Genomic DNA, 17,032 nt, shown 5'->3' with positions numbered 1-17,032 from the left:
AAAAGCTATTGTATGTCTTTACAATTTGCCTTTGCGGCATGTTGTCATGTAAAAAGAAACCTCCGGCAACCCCAAAAGTGGATTGGGCGGATTATACCAGAGCCTATAATTTATTGAATAAGGACAGAGATTCGTCTTTCTATTATTTTAATAAAGTAGTGACAAGTGCCAGAGACAGTCAGCAAATTTCCATGGCCTATACGAATATGGCCATCATCCAATCTAGTGCAGGCGATTATTTTGGCAGTCAGGAAAGCTTAATTCAATCATTGCGCTACCTGGATGCCAATAATGAAAAGAACCGTAGTTCATTAGTGGCGAATTACAATGAGCTGGGAGCAGCAAGTATAAATTTAAAACGTTATGACGATGCTATCGGCTATTTTAATCGTGCACTGAAATTTACTATAGATAGTAATTTCCAATCCATTATATGGAACAACGAAGCCACTGCCTTTCAAAGAAAGAAGCTATACGCTAAAGCCCTCACTTTATACAGAAGAAATCTTAAGGCTGCCGGCTCAAAAGGCAGTTCATACGCCAGGCTGTTAACCAATTTGGCCAAAACGAAGTTCCTTAATGATTCCACTTACCATGCAGCGCCTGAGCTCCTGAAAGCGCTAAAGATTCGTCAAAGTGAAAACGATCTCCCCGGTCAAAGTTCCAGCTATCTGCACCTGGTCGATTACTATACCCATTCCCGCCCGGATTCCGCTTTGCTTTATGCCGGACAAGCTTACAAAATAGCACATCAATTCAACAACCCTGATGACCAGTTGGAGGCATTGCAAAGGTTGATCAAACTGGCACCGGTAGTTGAAGCCAGGCGTTATTTCGCATTATATGAACATGTTAACGATAGTTTGCAAACGGCCAGAAATGCTGCTAAAAATCAGTTTGCCTTAATTCGGTATGATGCCGAAAAAAATAAATCTGATAATTTTAGATTGCAAAAAGATAATGCGGACAAAAAGTACCAAATCATCAGGCAGCAGTTGCTGCTCGGTGGAGCGGTGTTGTTACTGGTTGCCAGCAGCATTATTGCTGCACTATGGTACCGTAAACGCAAAGAGCGCCTCGAGTTGGAAGCGCAGCAGGCTTTGCAGGAGTATCGGCTGAAAACTTCCAAGAAGGTTCATGATGTGGTAGCTAATGGCTTGTATCGGATCATGACTGAAATTGAGTATGAGGAAGCACCCGACAAAGAAGCTTTACTCGATAAGATTGAATCTTTGTATGAGCAGTCGAGGGATATCTCTTATGATAAAGAACCCATTAGTGAAGATGAATATGTTGAAAGAGTGGCCAATTTACTGCATTCTTTTGTGAGTGATGAAATAGCAGTTGTGAGCGTAGGCAACGATCAGGAAACTTGGGCCGGTGTTGGCGCTAACATTCGCAGCGAACTCAGGCATATTTTATTGGAACTCATGATTAACATGAAAAAGCACAGTCAGGCCAGCCAGGTAGCCGTTCGGTTTGAAAGGAAAGGCAAACAACTGCTCGTTTATTATACAGATAACGGTATTGGCTTACCCACTCCACTTGTACGTGGAAATGGCATGGTGAATACGGGAACCCGTATAAATGGTTTGGAAGGGCAGATTACTTTTGAAAATAGTTCCACAAAAGGACTGCAAATTAAAATAATCATACCTGCCGCTTAACCCTGATCTATGTTTCAAAACGTTTTAATTGCGGAAGACCATGAGAGCACCAGTATTTCGGTCAGAAAGTCTTTAGAAGACCTGAACATTAACCAGTTTGGTGTTGCCTATTATTGTGATGATGCCTTTGGCAAAATACAGAAGGCACTGCGCGATGACCAACCTTATGATTTGCTGATCACCGATTTGTTTTTTGAGGAGGATGACTTCACTCAGCATATTTCAGATGGTGCAGATCTTATTGCGGCTGCAAAAAAGGTGCAGCCAAAACTCAAGGTATTGGTATTTTCGGCCGAGGATAAGGCAGGCACCATTGAACCGCTGTTTCATGATTTGGGTATTGATGGCTACGTGCGTAAAGCCCGGTATGATGCCCAGGAGCTGAAAACCGCTATTGAAAAAATATATCAAGGTAAACAACACTTTCCCATTCGCCTTCGCCAGAACATCAAGCACAGCAATACGCATGATTTCAGCGAGTTTGATATCACTATCATCTCCCTGCTTGCACAAGGCATGCGCCAAAAGGATATTCCGGCATATCTCCAACAACACCAAATCCGCCCTTCCGGGCTCAGCAGTATCGAAAAGCGACTGAACTTAATGAAAGAAGTTTTAGGCTTTTCCAAGAATGAACAATTAGTGGCTTTTTGTAAAGATATGGGTATCATTTAAGGAGAAAAGACCTGCTACCTGCTATAGGTGGCTGCTTTATTCTCGGCTACCCTTTACCAGTGCCTGACTTTGAAATGCAGCTATTTTATACATGTGCTGCTACTTTGCGTTGAACTGACTTTCTCACTTTGTGCTATAAACGCGGTAGCTACTCCCAGGTACCTGGATTTTGCTATGCCTGCAATATCAATCAAGCAGGTTTAAATAAAAGCGGATAAATTTTCATAAAAATAATGGATTACGGGTTCCCGTAAAAAATGGTTTAGGCAGTGATTTACTTTTGAAGTATACAAAATTATTGATACTTGAAATGGAATACAAAGTAGTTCCCTTCATTGCAACGCTAAACCAGCAAAAAGAAACATCGAGCGCCATTGCCAACCAATTGGAAAAGCTTATTGCCCAGCATACAGCTGATGGTTGGGCGTATGTGAGGTTGGAAAGTGTATCTGCCTATGTTCAATCCCATGATGGGTGTTTATAGGCAATACTGAACATTAACATATAGCAAAGTAGTTTTATTTCAAAGCTTGGGTTATCGCACAAAGATCGGGCAGATGAAGGTATTCATAGTTATTCTGTTTGAATTAACTGTTGTTGCTTGTAAAGATTCTACAATTGTGTATGTATGCGATAGTCCAAATGCGAACAGGTACCATAATAGCAAAACATGCCGGGGGCTGAGTAATTGCACTTATCGTGTCATTGGAATCAGTTTAAGCCAAGCGAAAAAAACGGGAAAATCACCTTGCCGTTGGGAAACTAATTTGGATAAAGATAGTGAATGAAGCAGGTGCACAATAAATATAATCTGCCATTTGCAGGTGGTTAAACCCACATTAAATAAATGAAACATAGAACCTAAACCTTATCACAATATTTTATGAATATTAATTTTTATCCCCGCCTTTAGGGCATGATATTCAAAGCATGTTAATAACTGTTTTTGAAGTTTGTTGTCATTGAAAACTGTTTACTGCCAGCAATGCGTTGGCGTACCTAGTTATTGATTACTTCCGTAGCACCGGTAACACCTCAGAATTTGAGGACATCAATAGAGATCACACCGGAAGTTTGCAACCTTAGCTTACAGTGTACCTAAACCATAATCAAATGTCTTTTAACGTACAAAAAAGCAAAGAGCAGGTAAGCTCAACCAAGCGCCCTCACTTTGATTTGGCTAAAAACGATAAATGGCAAATTTCTCTTGAAGATACAAAAGAGCCAAGCTGGATATTTGCCGTTCTGACCTTGCTGGTGGCAGGGTGTGCAGTGTGGTATTTATTTTACGGCAATGCAGCTGATACTACATCAGCAAGTGAGACCACGGTAGGTCCGGTAGTAACAATAAGTGGTTTTGCTGCAAGCAATGATACGGCTTTAGCTGTTGAAAACGAACCGAAAGATATAAGGGCCTCTGTAGGTGATGATGCGCTTGCCCGGCGCGTTGATGCTGCCGCAGCGGGTGATTTACAGGTTGATCAGTTGTCGCCCGAAGAAACAGATGAGCCACAAAAGAATGTTGCACTTATCGCAGCCGTTTTCCCGGCTGGATCTTCCCTTCCTCAGTTTCCGGCACAGAATATCGTAGCAGAAATCAAAAGCCAGATGAAAAAACAACACGTCCGGAAGATTGAAGTTTTGGGGTATGCCAGCAGCGAAGGCAATCTGGCTTACAACCAAGCCATAGCACAAGGCAGGGCTGATGCTTATAAAAAGTATCTGATTCGTAACGGCATCGCCGCTTCCTTAATTGTTGCGGAAGGCAAAGGTATCGATTACCCAATTGCCCCGAATGGTACAGAAACCGGGCGAGAGAAAAATAGGCGTGTAGAAATACATTACATAATTGATTAAGATTTTAATATAGCAGAATCAATACAAGTTTCCTGCATCAGTAAAAATGACAGGAACGATGCTTATGAAAAAATTCAGTGTATCGGCGGTATGCACAATGGTTTCAAGTGGAAACTATCTTTATCAGAAGCTATTTTGGGTATTGAACAAAGTAGATACACATTTTATACCCAAGTGAATGGCCACAAACAGAACGTAATCATTGCTTCAAGAAATGAAGTTAAGTATTTGAAAACAGAAGCCGACACTGACACGCCGGATAATCTGTTAAGCTTGCCGGAGTGCTATTAAATCGCTCGGGCATCATGGTAAGCACGCCATTCAAGTTAGGTTAGAGTCGGATTGGTTAACGCTTTGAGTTTATATTTTAGGCAACCCTGCAGCTTATTTTTAATCGTACAAACATTGATAATAAAAGCTCAAACATCCACCAAAGAAGTTTGGGCTTTTTTAGTCCGATTTCTTTTTATTGATGCATCTGAGCTGCTATAAATATGTTATAATTTAAGTGGGGACTGGTGTTGTTGTAATCAATGTTTTGACCGCCTAAAACTTGCAGGCGTCATGCTAAATTTATTTTTAAATAACCGGTTAAATGCTGCTTCCGAACCATAACCAACCAGATTAGCAATAACACTTACCTTAAGTTGACTTTTCAGAAGCATTTCTTTTGCTCGTTGCATACGCCAATTTTGAAGATAGGTAAGCGGAGTTTGGCCTACTAAAGATTTGAATGTATTAAAAAATTGAGTTCTTGACATTCCTGAAAGTTTAGCGAGTTCAGTCATCGTCCAGTTTTTTTCAGGAGAATTTTGTATATTTTGTAAAGCGGTACTTATTCTTTTATCTGCCAATGCCAGCAGAAACCCGTGGTCAATAAGCTTTCGTTCTAAACAAGCACGTATTAAATGTATAAATAGTGCTTCTGATAAACGGTTCACCAAAATATCACTTCCGGCATGTGGTTGTTTAATTTCTATCAGTAATTGGTTAGTAGTAAATTCAACCCAGTCTTGCTCGTTTTTATGAAGTGCGTTTAAGTATAATAAATCAGGTAAATGTGTTATAAAAGGATGATCGTATTGATCATCAAATTCAAAATGACCGCCCAGCATCTCGGTTTTAGAATCTCCATTTACAAAATAAGCGTTAGGTGTATCCCGATAATCTATATATGTTTTTAGGGGAATCTTGATACTGTCAGATTGGTAGGATATAGAATGCTTACTTCCATTGGGTATTAGTACCAAGTCCCCTTTAGCCATTTGAATACTGACCTGTTCTTCTATCTGAAGCCAACAGGGGCCTTCTAATAATTTCCAAAACTGTAAAAACCGGCTTTTGGGCAACTCAATTCCCCAAGGGGCAGTTGCCTCAAATTTTCGGTATATAACTCCTTTGAGCTTTATTGATTCTAAAATCTTACTTAATGCATCCATTAGATTTGTACGATCTATCAAGTTTATTGAACAATCTGGTGCGTTTAGTACGAATTAAGGGAATAGTTTTGAGAAAACATATGAGCCATGACTAATAAAGAATTACAATCTGTTTTTGAAAATTATTTAAACGCATTTGCGAAAGATTCTCCTGTTGAGCAGGAACAATTGCTAAAATCTAGTGTGGCCGAAGACGTTGTGTTTTCAAATCCAGGCGTGAATGGCACAGGGCGAAGTCAACTGCTGGCACATGCAACTAACTTCCAAAAAAAGTTTCCTGGCGGCTATTTTCGTTTAAACTGGTTTCGACAGCAACACGGGCAACTGCTGTCAGAATGGACGCAATATAACAAGCAAGGTGTTGCGCTTTTTACAGCCCACAGTTATGCCCGGTTAAATGATGATGGCCTTTTAATGCACTTAGCCGGATTTTGGGCCGAAGGATCAGTTTAATAGAATTGTTGGATGTGATCTGATAAACGACATTTAGAGTTACATGCCTTCGAGTTCTCGGCAAATACTTACTGCTTTTCCTGGGAAAGCTTGCATCTTTTGGCAAATTGAGCGTAAATAAAAAAAGCCTGTAAATATTAAATTTACAGGCTTCTTTGCGGAATGGACGGGACTCGAACCCGCGACCCCATGCGTGACAGGCATGTATTCTAACCAGCTGAACTACCACTCCTCCGTTTCGGTGTGCAAATATAAGAAGGACTTTTAATTCACCAAAAGTTTTTTCAAAAAAAATTAAGCAACGGTTCCTTCTTTTAGTTTTTCTGCGTTTTCAGCAAACTGCAATGATTCCATAATCTCTTGCAAATCGCCATTCATTACCGCAGGTAAATTGTATACTGTTAAACCAATACGGTGCTCAGTTACACGGCCTTGCGGGTAGTTGTAGGTACGTACTTTAGCCGAACGGTCGCCGGTGGATACCATGGTTTTACGCTTTTTCGAGGTTTCTTCCAGGTGCTTTTGTAATTCTACCTCGTAAATGCGTGAGCGAAGCACACCTAAAGCTTTATCATAATTTTTTAGCTGCGACTTCTGATCCTGGCACTGTGCTACAATGCCGGTAGGGATGTGGGTTAAGCGTACGGCCGAGTAAGTGGTGTTTACTGACTGTCCGCCCGGGCCCGAAGCACAGAACAAATCCTTACGGATATCACTTACTTTCAAATCAATGTCAAACTCGTCAGCCTCAGGTAATACCACTACCGATGCGGCCGAGGTATGTACGCGGCCGGCAGTTTCGGTATCAGGTACGCGCTGCACGCGGTGCACGCCCGATTCGTATTTTAAAGTACCATAGGCATCTTCGGCATTTACGTTGAATACAATCTCCTTGTAGCCGCCAGAGGTGCCTTCGGTGTAATCTACCAGTTCGGTTTTCCAGCCCATGCGTTCGCAGTAGCGCATGTACATGCGGTACAAGTCGCCGGCAAAGAGGGCGGCCTCATCGCCGCCGGTACCGCCACGTATTTCTACAATGGCCGGGCGCGCATCTTCCGGATCTTTCGGAATTAGCATCAAACGGATTTCTTCCTCTTTCTCATCGCGCTGTACCAGCAGTTCATCCAGTTCCATTTTAGCCATCTCCCGAAATTCCTCATCTTTTTCGGTAGACAGGATTTCCTTGTTGGCATCAATGTTACTCATGATGTTTTTATAGATGTTGTACTGCTCTACAACCGCAGTGAGGTCTTTATATTCCTTGCTTAGCTGGGCAAAACGCTTCATATCTGCCATGGCATCGGGGCTGCTTAGCTCGGTTTCCACAGTTTTCCAGCGGTCTCTTATCAGTTCTAACTTTTCTAACATGGTCTGTTGTTCGTATAATATCAGTAAAGCAAGGTTGGTGTTATGTAGGTTACGGTAGCCCTGCTTTACACTGCAAGCTTTTGGCCTGCGCTGCGGGCCGCCCGCTCAAAGGCTTTCCGCTGCAATCAGGTTTAGTTTACGCAGTGCAGTAGTAATCAGGCAAAAATACAGAATTTCGGCGGCATTTTACAGGGCAGGCTTACAAAGGCAGGTAAGCGGCGGGTCAAAAAAAATCAGGTAGATGGCTGTTCAAAGTAGCGCAGCTGTACATCAGTGCCATCAAACACGGCATAGCTGTTATGCACAATCCATTCGCCCAGGTTAATGTAGCGGCTACGGGTGTTCAATTGCACCTGCATTGGGATGTGGCGGTGGCCGAAAATGAGGTAATCAAACGTTTGCTGCTGCAGTACTTCATTGCAGTAGGTAACCAGCCATTCTTGTTCTGAAGCCTTTTTTTTTTCTTTGGTTTCGTTCACTACCCGGCTATGGCCCGACCAGTAATTGGCCACCCCCATGGTTAAATTGGGGTGTATGCGGGAGAGCAGCCACTGGCAGGTTTTACTCCTGAACAGCTTTTTCAGCAGCTTATACCCATTATCGCCCGGCCCCAGGCCATCGCCGTGGTGCAGGTAAAAGGTTTTGCCGCCCCGTTCAATGGTAAGCTCATTGCTGATGATTTTAGCTTTAAGCTCTTTCTCAAAGTAATCGCGCATCCACATATCGTGGTTGCCCCTGAAAAAGTAGAGCTGTATGCCGCTGTCGGCCAGTTCGGCCAGTTTGCCTAAAAAGCGGATATAGCCCTTAGGTACCACCGTTTTGTACTCGAACCAAAAATCAAACACATCGCCCATCAGAAACACTTCGGCGGCATCAGCTTTAATCATATCCAGCCAGCGTACCAGCCGGGCCTCGCGGGCTTGGCTCATGGCGGCATTGGGGGCACCTAAATGAAAATCGGAAGCAAAATAAATCTGGTTACGTTCGGGCATGGGAGGGCGAAAATACGGCTTTTGTGGTAAACCTGTATATGGGTTGGGGCCGATGCAAACCGCCGGCTACAAACGCCACATAGATTTATTGAAAAGGAAGGGTAAGCCGCCAGCCAAATTAGCAGGGGTGCTGCGCGCAGCGGGTGCAGCATGTGCAGCACTACGCAGCAGACGCAGCACCCTGAAGCAGTGCGCAGCACCCGCAGCACCACGCAGCACGCGCAGCAGTGGCGTAAACGTGTCAGTTACTTTTAGTGGGATGCCCTGCAGGCATCAGGCTTTGAGGTTCGGTAACTTTGCAGAATTAGCAGAACTGGCTAAGTACTACCAAAGCAAAATCAAGCAGCGGCGCAAAATCATCTCGGCGCTCACCTATCCTTGTATTGTGCTGGCCACCTCGGGCGGCGCGGTGTTTTTTATGCTCAAGTTTATTGTGCCTATGTTTGGCGATGTGTTCAAACGCTTTGGCGGGCAGCTGCCTTGGATTACCCAAAAGATCATCGGCGTCTCGCAGGGACTGGAGCAATACTTCTTTCCGGTGCTGCTAACTTTTGTGGCTATAGCAGCTACCCTGTTCAGCCTGCGCAAGACGGAGCGCTTCCGGCGGCTCTCTACGGCTTTGCTGCTTAAAGTGCCGGTGGTGGGGCCGCTGGTGCAAAAGATTTATCTGGCGCGGATGTGTAACTCCATGCGGCTGCTTATCAGCGCCAAGCTGCCACTGCTGCGTACCATTGCGCTGGTGCGGCAGATGATCAGCTTTTACCCGCTGGAAAGCTCCTTGAGACAAGTGGAGAATGACATCATGCAGGGCCAGGCGCTGCACCAGAGCCTGCAGCGCTTTAGCGTATACCCGGCCAAGCTGATACAGCTGGTGAAAGTGGGCGAGGAAACCGGAAGGCTCGACTACTTTTTTGCCCGCGTGGCCGAGCAGTATGTGGAGGAAGTGGAGTACAAGACCTCTACGCTAAGCTCAATGATGGAGCCGCTTATCATTATCTTTTTAGGGCTGGTGGTAGGCCTTATCCTCGTCTCCATGTACCTACCGCTATTTCAAATGAGTAACTCCTTTCAGTAAAGACAAATATCAAATCTTGAATTTGACCTACGACACAATGCTTAGTGCATTCCGGGATTAAAGTAAACTTGTCTTTTAAAACCGGAGTCTGTACTTAACAACAATAGGCCCAGATACGCTGCAGTAAACTTAGAATAGTGAGAGGTACAGTGCTGTGATGACGCACAGAGTGCTGGTTTTATTGGTTAGATTTAAGTCCTCCTTGTAGGAAGACTTAAACCAGAAAAGGGGCGATTGAATTCAAACACTTTTACTAGAGAACAATATAAATTTTACCTTAATATTAATCCTTAAAAAAACGGTAAACTATAAGTTCACAAATTCACTCCATCTATCATAAATTTCTTGCAATACTTTGAAAGCATTGATATTAAATGCTTTCAAAGTATTGCCGTAAGGATTATTAATAAGCGTCATTTCACATTTATCAATAATCACGACGACAAACTTAGATTCAGGTCCATCCACTCTTTCAATTACTTTAGCTTTGAAATATTGTTCCAATAAACTAATTATATGTTCAAAATCGTCCCAGCTATCTAAGGTGTAAAAGTCCATAACTAATGCATCTTCTTCTTTTTTTAGATTTGCTATTTTCATGTTTTATAAGCCTAAATTTTTGTTAACAGACTGGCGCGACCTTTGAGATGATTGTACCTTCACTGGTTTAAGTCTTCCGCAGGAGGACTTAAATCTCGAGCCCATACACCCAGCACTCCGTGCGTCATATGGCACAAAATCAGCATCGCAGCTACTGCTAAATGTGCTCACTTATTGGTTTAAGTCTTTCGCAGGGGGACTTAAATCAATATAGGTAGTTTAGCCACACGGTTCGGTAGTGAAATGATTTTACAAGATTTGGTTTATTGGCTAAGATACGTTTGCAGCAGCGAACCACAAACTATGAAATCAGCAGCCAAGCAATCCTGTTTTTCATTAAACGGGCGGTATCTTTAGGGCAAAATAAATTTATCTGTTGCTGCAATAAATTACTTTTCTGCCTTTCAGGCATGTATGGGGCGATATTGGTATTGTTGATATCGTATAGCAAAAAATGATTTGCGATAAAGGTTCGGGATGATTACGTTTGCATTGTTCAGACCCCTGGTCTGAACTTGTGATAAGGTTTAGGTTGAAGCCTTCCGGCAGCGAGTGCAGGAAGGCTTCTTTTTTTGCGGGTAATTTGCAAAATGGTTTATTTCAGGTAGTTACTTACCGGCACTACTTCATAAGCCGGCTCTTCGGCAAATAGTTTTGAAAGTACCGCCGTGTGCCGCTGCCCCATAATTACCAGTATGCGTTTGGCCTGATGCGCCAGCTGCGCATTCAGCACATTACTGAAAATTTTAAGCTCGCGGCCGTAAAAAATGGAGATGTACTCGGCACCGATATAGTGCTTATTGATGGAGGCGCTATCCACCGTAGCATCCAGCTTACCGAAAGTTCCTTCGGTAACTACGGCGGGTTTAATAAACAGCGTGTAATAGGTAAGGCGGTTAATTTCGGGCGAATTAAGTGTTAGCAGGTATTGCTTTAAGGATAGCTTTTCGTCTTTCAGTTGCTGGTCTAACGAGCGGCCCAAACCGGCAAAATTGTTTATATTTTCGGTAAACTGCTCCAGATTCTGCCCGCTCTTGAACAGCCGGGTTGAAATGCTTTGGTAAAAGTCTATTCCATAAATGCGGCTATGGTTCAGTTGTTTAGCTAAATTACAACCAAATTGATATTGCTCGGCCCGGCCGTGGCTCAGGTCTGTAAATTTTAAGTGCCCAGTTTTAAATGCCTGGTAGGCGCTGTCTACAGTAGCCTGTTCCTGCGGTTCGCGTTCTACCAAAATCAGGTCGGGCCGGTAGGCCGCCAGCTGGCGGTTAATTTCGGCAATTTCTTTCTGCCGGCCGGGGCTGAACATGTCCATGCTGGGGCCTTGTTTGTAAAATGCTTCCTGCCCCAAGTGTGCGCAGCCCAGCAGCATAATTTGTGTTTTAGGGGTTTGGGCGTTAGGTTGTGCCTTAACAACAGTAATTGTAGTTAACAGGGCAGCAATGGTAATTTGAAAAATGCGGATAGGTTTCATAAGGATGAGGTATATACCTGTTGGACGAACAAACGCTGCCGTTGTTACGCCGGTAAAAGGTTAAATTGCCGATGCTAAACCTATGGACGGGATTGAAAGAGCCCCGTAATACGAAGCCTGTTGTATTGCTGCAGCAGGATAGGGTACACATTGTAAATTACATTTGCCAGCAATATTAAACAGCCCCGTAGGTATTGCCCCATAATAATAGCATGGCCGCTGCTCAACAAAAACAATAGTAAGCATACCCAATGGAAATTCTCGTACATGCGCAGGGTATGCAGGTAGCGTTTGGCCTGCGCCCGGTTACGTATTATAGCTGCTGACTGTTTACCAGATGTGGTTGCCGGTTTTACCCAATCGCCATCTTGCACCAGGGCACGTACTTTTAACGCGCCCAACTGCCGGTAAAGCTTGGGTTGTGTACTTAACTGATAAAATTTAGGCGGAACAAACGCCCCCGCCAAACTGATGATGCAAAAAACATACAAAGGCACCAATGAGCCGGCCCTGCTCCAATAAATCACCATCGGGGCGAAGCCAAAGGCCGTCCACAAAAGGTTGATGAGTTGGTTGTGCAGGTTACGGTTCAAGATGGTTAAATGTAATTAATTAGCTTTAAACTGTTAGTTGCTTACTTATGAAAAAAGCCACCCTGCTCAATAGCGGGCGGCTTTTTTTGTATAGGTTTTGCACTACTATTTTCCATATTTCAGCTCAACCATTACCGGATAATGGTCTGATGGGGTGCGCCCGTTGTAACTATCGGTAAGGATGCCGTAGCGTTCTACCTTAAACTGTTTGGTGACAAAAATGTGGTCAATGCGTTCGGGGGTATTAGTACGTACGTTAAAGTCGTTAAAGGTGCCGCTGGGCGCGTAGGGGTGGTCGGCCAGGGTATAGCAGTCTTTCAGTACACCCGAGGTGTTCAGCAGCTCGTAACTGGGCGAGGTTTGGTCTACATTGAAATCGCCGGTGAGGATAACGGGCTCGCTGTGCGGCATGGCTTTAATTTTGGCTAAAATCAGCTTGGCGCTTTCGCTTCGGGCGGTTACGCCAATATGGTCCATGTGCAGGTTATAGAAGTAAAACCTGAAATGTGTTTTCTTATCCTCAAATTGTGCCCAGGTGCAAATGCGGGGCAGGGCCGCATCCCAGCCTGTGTTGGGCCGGTCAGTAACGGTAGATAGCCAGAAGTGGCCTTGCTGCAGCACTTTGTATTTGTCGGTTTTGTAAAATATGGCTGCATATTCACCTTTCTCTTTACCATCATCGCGCCCTACACCCAGCCAGGCATAGCCGGTCAAACCAGCATTTAATGAAGTAAGCTGGTGGTGTAAACCCTCCTGTATGCCGAAAATATCAAAATCATGAAACCTCACCAGGGCAGCAATAACCGGCCGGCGTTTTACCCAGCCATCACCTTTCAGCGAATCATCTTTACTGTCATACCGAAGATTGTAGGTGGCTACCCGTAAGCTCTGGGCCGAAACTACCCAGCAACTCAACATCAGGAGGGCAAGAGTGAGTAAGAATTTGTTTTTAATCATGATAAAAAATGGTATAACTAAGGGTTGGACTACGAACTATAAGGTGCCATTACTATTTCACTACATAAAAAACAAGAGCTTTTATGTTTTAGGCAATTTAATAAAAAACGTACAGCCTTTGTTTTCTTCGCTTTTCAGCCAGATACTGCCCCCATGCAACTCAATAATGGTTTTAATGATAGACATGCCTAAACCTGTGGTTTCCTCGCCATGCAGGCCGGGGCGACGGGCGCGGGTAAATTTGTCAAACAGGTATGGCTGTAAATCGACCGGTATGCCGATGCCATTGTCGGTAACTATAATGATCACCCACGGGTCCTGGTCTTCTATATGAATGGAGATGATACCATTGTCATAAGTGAATTTGGTAGAATTAGCGATCAGGTTGTTAAAAGATTGTATAATTTTCAGCGTATCTACCTGCATAAACAACTTTTCGGTATTGCTGGTAATCACAAACTGCTTGTGCAGCACATCGGCCGAGCGCTTGTAATTATCTATCATATCAGTGAGGTGCCATACAATATCCGCTCTTTCTTTGCGCAGATCCACCTCCGGCGATTCGAGAAACTCCTGCTTCAGCAACTCGCGTATCAGATCAATGTTTCTTTTACATAAGTCCTCAATCATTTTTGCCGATTGCAGGATCGCCTCATTCCCTGCTGTCCGGGCATCCTGCTGAATAGCGGATGCCATCATGCGCATAATGCCCATCGGTTCTTTTAAATCATGCGAAAGAATTTCGAGCATGGAGTTTTTGCGGGCATTTATTTTTTCAGCATATAAGATGTTGGTGCGAAGGGTAGTGATATCTTTTGCTATACCAGCCACCACCAGTCCGGCTTGCTCATTATCGGCTACAGATAAACTTAAATCTATATATGCGGTTGATTGATCGGGTTTTTGAATGCGGAAATCCAGTTTATGCTCTTGCCGATCTTGCAATGCCTGTTGGTAATGATGCATAACATAGGCACGGTCCTCTTCACAAATAGTCGGTAATAATAAAGCTGGCTGATTTTTAACCAGCGCTTCGGGCTGCCCCCACACTTGTTCAAAGGCCGGGCTCAGGTAAATAAAACGCCTTTCGTTTATTTGATAAACGAAATATACGTCAGCAGAGCAAGCTCCTAAAGTTTCAAATAAGGGGGCTAAGATATCAGGCATCGCGTTGGAATTGAAACGGTCAAAAAAGGCAAATGGCAGCAGCAATTATACATGCTGAGTAACTATCAGAACTATTACAAACATGTTTATGTTATGTTTGAACTGGGCAGGCCAGTATAAAGCCCATCCCTGATTAAGTTTGCCTGAGCAGAAAAAGCCGTCAGGTATTTGTATATTGAATTTTGACAAATGGATGCCGCGCCATAGCTATGCCAGCCAATAAAATTAAGCGGTAACTAACACCTTTGTACAGCTATATCATGAAAAATTACCTGCTTTGCGCCTGTGTTCTTATTGGGTTTTGCATACCCGCCCGCAGCACAGCGGCCAGCTTCAGTAAGCTTAAGCCCGTAATTATAGGTTATGTAGGCGGTTACTGGGGTAAAGTAATCGATGTAGATACTATTACTGCTCAAAAGCTCACCCATATTAACTATGCCCTTGTGGCTTTGAGTATCTAACCAATAGCATTATAATGAGATCTGGGTATGAATTTTAGCCGGGCATAAATAACGTTTAGATAACGACTGTTTAATACAAGGGCCTTAACTCTTTTGCAAATATGATTTATAACTACTAACATCGCCGTCATGAACAAAATAATACGTTGGGTATTCATTATCATCACCGCTTTAAGCTGCGTAACCGGCATGAGCGCACAAGCACAAACTGCAGAAGTGGCCGTGGGAGGAGATGTAGCAAAGCCCTTTAAAATCACAGCGGACACCTTCGGCAGCATGAAGCAAATTTCGGTAAAAGTAAAAGCCAACGATGGCCGCGAGCATGAATATACCGGCGTGCCATTGTATGATATCTTAACTGCCGCTGAAGCAATACCCAACAAGCAATTACGGGGTAAATCATTAACCAAATATGTGCTGATTACTGCTGCAGATGGTTATCAGGTGGTTATTGCCCTACCTGAAATTGACCCTGCGTTTACCGACCAAACCGTACTGCTGGCTAATAAAGAAGACGGCGAAGATTTAGCGGCCAATTTTGGCCCTTACCGCTTGATTGTACCACGCGATAAAAAGCCCGCCCGAAGCGCCATGCGGGTTACCAATATTGATGTACTTACGGCCAAGAAGCCCTAACACAGCTTAAAGCCGAAAAAGATAAATAAAGGCGCTGCTATATTGCAGTTACTTTTTTAATGGTTATTGAAGCGGCGGTCGTTGATAAAGTCAACATCGGTCAGCGTTTTTAAGAACATGATGATCTGCTGCTGTTCTGATGGGCTAAGTGTAATGCCGTTAGGGGTATCGGTATGTTTAAACGCAGGATCGAGGTTGGCGTGGTTTTTCATGCCTGTGCTGTAATGTCGTAAGACTTCCTTGAGCGAGTAAAAACGGCCATCGTGCATGTAAGGGCCGGTAATTTCAATGTTGCGTAGGGACGGCACTCTAAACTTACCCGCATCTGCCCGGTTGTGCGTTACGCTGTCGCGGCCTATATCTTTCGAATTTTCATCCAAACCATTATTGCGGTAAGATTGATCGGTAAATAAAGGCTCATTATGGCACGTGCTGCAGGTTTTTACAAATAGTGCATAGCCGGCTTGCTCGGCCGGTGTAAAAGCAAAGCCGGGTTCCTGCCTTTTAATTTTATCGTATTTGGAATTAGCCGAAACCAGCATCATGGTAAACTGCTGCAGGGCGGAAAGTACGTTTGCAGATGTGATGCCGCTATTGCCAAATGCCTGTATAAATTGCTGTCGGTATGCTGCTGATTGGTTAAGTGTATGCAGTACATCGGCCATTGAGGTGGCCATTTCGCAGGGGTTGGTAATAGCATTGGTAGGCACCTGCTGCAGGTGTGCAATGCGACCATCCCACATAAAATTGCTTTGCCATGCCAGGTTGAACAGGGGCGGCGCATTGCGGGTGCCTTTACATTTGTTTACACCTGTACTCAAGGCACTGCCCAAATTAGCGAAAGCGGCCGAAGCTTGATGGCAGTTGCCACAGGCCGTTGATCCATCAGCTGATAAAGCCGGATCGTAAAACAACGTTTTGCCTAAAGCAAAGCCGGCCGGCGTAATTTTAAAGCCTCTTTGTGCTGCAGGTAGCGGCGGGAAGTTTTCAGGTACGCGAAATACCAGGCTATCGGCAAGCAGGTTGCTTGCGGCTAAAGTATGCCACTCAAAAGCCATCAATGTAAGTATACACATCAACGGAAGCAGGAAAATAAAATGCCTGATAATTTTGTGGCGCGTCATTTAAGCTGGCGGTAATAAACAACAAAGGTATAATTGCTGTGGCAATTATACCTTTGTATGAAATAAGTGAGCGTAAATAAAAGCTAAGCCCTTATTTAACGCTGGTACTGTTCATTACTTACGTGCTCCAGCCAGTCTACCACTTTGCCGTTCAGGTTTTCCTGTATGGCAATATGTGACATGCCGTTGCCGGCCGAAGCGCCGTGCCAGTGCTTTTCGTTAGGTTCAAACCAAACCACATCACCGGGGCGTACTTCTTCAACCGGGCCACCATCACGCTGCACCCAGCCCAGGCCGGAAACAATGATTAAAGTTTGTCCCAGCGGGTGAGTATGCCAGGCTGTACGCGCGCCAGGCTCAAAAGTAACCGTGGCCGCCGCGCCGCGGCGTGCCGCATTGGCATCAAACAGCGGGTCGATGCGTACGGCACCGGTAAACCAATCGGCCGGGCCTTTGACCGATGGCTTAGTGGCTGATCTGGTAATTTCCATGTT

General features: G+C 44.2%; 19 protein-coding genes and 1 tRNA gene. 9 read left to right on the top strand and 11 right to left on the bottom strand.

Translation table 11 applies throughout. From position 1 onward, the window contains the following. Window positions 1-158: 158 nt before the first annotated feature. The 5 genes from ACYVNW_RS12460 (at window position 159) to ACYVNW_RS12440 (ending at window position 4,490) form a co-directional block, all read left to right on the top strand. Window positions 159-1,667, top strand: a complete 1,509-nt coding sequence (locus tag ACYVNW_RS12460) for a sensor histidine kinase (RefSeq protein ID WP_460680197.1) — start codon at window positions 159-161, stop codon at window positions 1,665-1,667. Between the two features lie 9 nt (window positions 1,668-1,676). Continuing rightward, the gene (locus tag ACYVNW_RS12455) at window positions 1,677-2,342 is read left to right on the top strand and encodes a response regulator (protein ID WP_460680196.1); all 666 of its coding nucleotides are present in this window, start codon (window positions 1,677-1,679) and stop codon (window positions 2,340-2,342) included. A gap of 310 nt (window positions 2,343-2,652) precedes the next feature. Beyond that, the gene (locus ACYVNW_RS12450) at window positions 2,653-2,826 is read left to right on the top strand and encodes a hypothetical protein (protein WP_460680195.1); all 174 of its coding nucleotides are present in this window, start codon (window positions 2,653-2,655) and stop codon (window positions 2,824-2,826) included. 692 nt (window positions 2,827-3,518) lie between these two features. After that, the gene (locus ACYVNW_RS12445) at window positions 3,519-4,199 is read left to right on the top strand and encodes an OmpA family protein (RefSeq protein ID WP_460680194.1); all 681 of its coding nucleotides are present in this window, start codon (window positions 3,519-3,521) and stop codon (window positions 4,197-4,199) included. A gap of 9 nt (window positions 4,200-4,208) precedes the next feature. Further along, window positions 4,209-4,490: a DUF3892 domain-containing protein gene (locus ACYVNW_RS12440; RefSeq protein WP_460681015.1), complete on the top strand. Its 282-nt coding sequence runs from the start codon at window positions 4,209-4,211 to the stop codon at window positions 4,488-4,490. A gap of 239 nt (window positions 4,491-4,729) precedes the next feature. On the opposite strand, the gene ACYVNW_RS12435 is transcribed toward ACYVNW_RS12440, so the two are convergent. Continuing rightward, entirely contained in the window at window positions 4,730-5,638 is a 909-nt protein-coding gene (locus tag ACYVNW_RS12435) for an AraC family transcriptional regulator (protein ID WP_460680193.1), read from the bottom strand. An 87-nt stretch (window positions 5,639-5,725) separates the two neighbouring features. Here ACYVNW_RS12435 and ACYVNW_RS12430 point away from each other — a divergent pair, with 87 nt between their 5' ends. After that, window positions 5,726-6,091, top strand: a complete 366-nt coding sequence (locus tag ACYVNW_RS12430) for a hypothetical protein (protein ID WP_460680192.1) — start codon at window positions 5,726-5,728, stop codon at window positions 6,089-6,091. 158 nt (window positions 6,092-6,249) lie between these two features. Here the strand turns inward: ACYVNW_RS12430 and ACYVNW_RS12425 are convergent. From ACYVNW_RS12425 to ACYVNW_RS12415, 3 genes are all read right to left on the bottom strand, one after another. Further along, window positions 6,250-6,323, bottom strand: a tRNA-Asp gene (locus tag ACYVNW_RS12425). Between the two features lie 62 nt (window positions 6,324-6,385). Continuing rightward, window positions 6,386-7,459, bottom strand: a complete 1,074-nt coding sequence (gene prfA, locus ACYVNW_RS12420; protein ID WP_460680191.1) for a peptide chain release factor 1 — start codon at window positions 7,457-7,459, stop codon at window positions 6,386-6,388. Window positions 7,460-7,692: 233 nt separating this feature from the next. After that, window positions 7,693-8,451: a UDP-2,3-diacylglucosamine diphosphatase gene (locus ACYVNW_RS12415; RefSeq protein WP_460680190.1), complete on the bottom strand. Its 759-nt coding sequence runs from the start codon at window positions 8,449-8,451 to the stop codon at window positions 7,693-7,695. Between ACYVNW_RS12415 and ACYVNW_RS12410 the strand changes: the two genes are divergently transcribed. Next, entirely contained in the window at window positions 8,450-9,526 is a 1,077-nt protein-coding gene (locus ACYVNW_RS12410; RefSeq protein WP_460680189.1) for a type II secretion system F family protein, read from the top strand. The two genes, ACYVNW_RS12415 and ACYVNW_RS12410, sit on opposite strands and share 2 nt — an antisense overlap. A gap of 306 nt (window positions 9,527-9,832) precedes the next feature. On the opposite strand, the gene ACYVNW_RS12405 is transcribed toward ACYVNW_RS12410, so the two are convergent. The 5 genes from ACYVNW_RS12405 to ACYVNW_RS12385 form a co-directional block, all read right to left on the bottom strand. Further along, entirely contained in the window at window positions 9,833-10,126 is a 294-nt protein-coding gene (locus tag ACYVNW_RS12405) for a hypothetical protein (protein ID WP_460680188.1), read from the bottom strand. Between the two features lie 595 nt (window positions 10,127-10,721). Further along, complete coding sequence (locus ACYVNW_RS12400; RefSeq protein WP_460680187.1) at window positions 10,722-11,600, bottom strand: DUF5694 domain-containing protein; 879 nt, start codon at window positions 11,598-11,600, stop codon at window positions 10,722-10,724. 80 nt (window positions 11,601-11,680) lie between these two features. Beyond that, the gene (locus ACYVNW_RS12395; protein WP_460680186.1) at window positions 11,681-12,193 is read right to left on the bottom strand and encodes a glycosyl-4,4'-diaponeurosporenoate acyltransferase CrtO family protein; all 513 of its coding nucleotides are present in this window, start codon (window positions 12,191-12,193) and stop codon (window positions 11,681-11,683) included. 105 nt (window positions 12,194-12,298) lie between these two features. After that, window positions 12,299-13,150 (bottom strand): endonuclease/exonuclease/phosphatase family protein, encoded by an 852-nt coding sequence (locus ACYVNW_RS12390; protein ID WP_460680185.1) that lies wholly within the window; start codon window positions 13,148-13,150, stop codon window positions 12,299-12,301. An 81-nt stretch (window positions 13,151-13,231) separates the two neighbouring features. Next, a complete protein-coding gene (locus tag ACYVNW_RS12385) occupies window positions 13,232-14,317 on the bottom strand; it encodes a PAS domain-containing sensor histidine kinase (protein WP_460680184.1) in 1,086 nt (361 codons plus the stop codon). A gap of 260 nt (window positions 14,318-14,577) precedes the next feature. Between ACYVNW_RS12385 and ACYVNW_RS12380 the strand changes: the two genes are divergently transcribed. Continuing rightward, the gene (locus ACYVNW_RS12380) at window positions 14,578-14,778 is read left to right on the top strand and encodes a hypothetical protein (RefSeq protein WP_460680183.1); all 201 of its coding nucleotides are present in this window, start codon (window positions 14,578-14,580) and stop codon (window positions 14,776-14,778) included. A gap of 129 nt (window positions 14,779-14,907) precedes the next feature. Further along, complete coding sequence (locus tag ACYVNW_RS12375; RefSeq protein ID WP_460680182.1) at window positions 14,908-15,414, top strand: molybdopterin-dependent oxidoreductase; 507 nt, start codon at window positions 14,908-14,910, stop codon at window positions 15,412-15,414. A 56-nt stretch (window positions 15,415-15,470) separates the two neighbouring features. On the opposite strand, the gene ACYVNW_RS12370 is transcribed toward ACYVNW_RS12375, so the two are convergent. Both ACYVNW_RS12370 and ACYVNW_RS12365 read right to left on the bottom strand, forming a co-directional pair. Beyond that, complete coding sequence (locus tag ACYVNW_RS12370) at window positions 15,471-16,472, bottom strand: cytochrome-c peroxidase (protein ID WP_460680181.1); 1,002 nt, start codon at window positions 16,470-16,472, stop codon at window positions 15,471-15,473. A gap of 161 nt (window positions 16,473-16,633) precedes the next feature. Then, on the bottom strand, window positions 16,634-17,029 hold the full coding sequence (locus tag ACYVNW_RS12365; protein WP_460680180.1) for a (R)-mandelonitrile lyase: 396 nt from the start codon (window positions 17,027-17,029) through the stop codon (window positions 16,634-16,636). Window positions 17,030-17,032: the final 3 nt, after the last annotated feature.

It is taken from the genome of Mucilaginibacter koreensis (genome assembly GCF_054783355.1).
The sequence above is the reverse complement of the archived record's forward strand: the minus strand, read 5'-3'. Positions and strand labels throughout refer to the sequence as shown.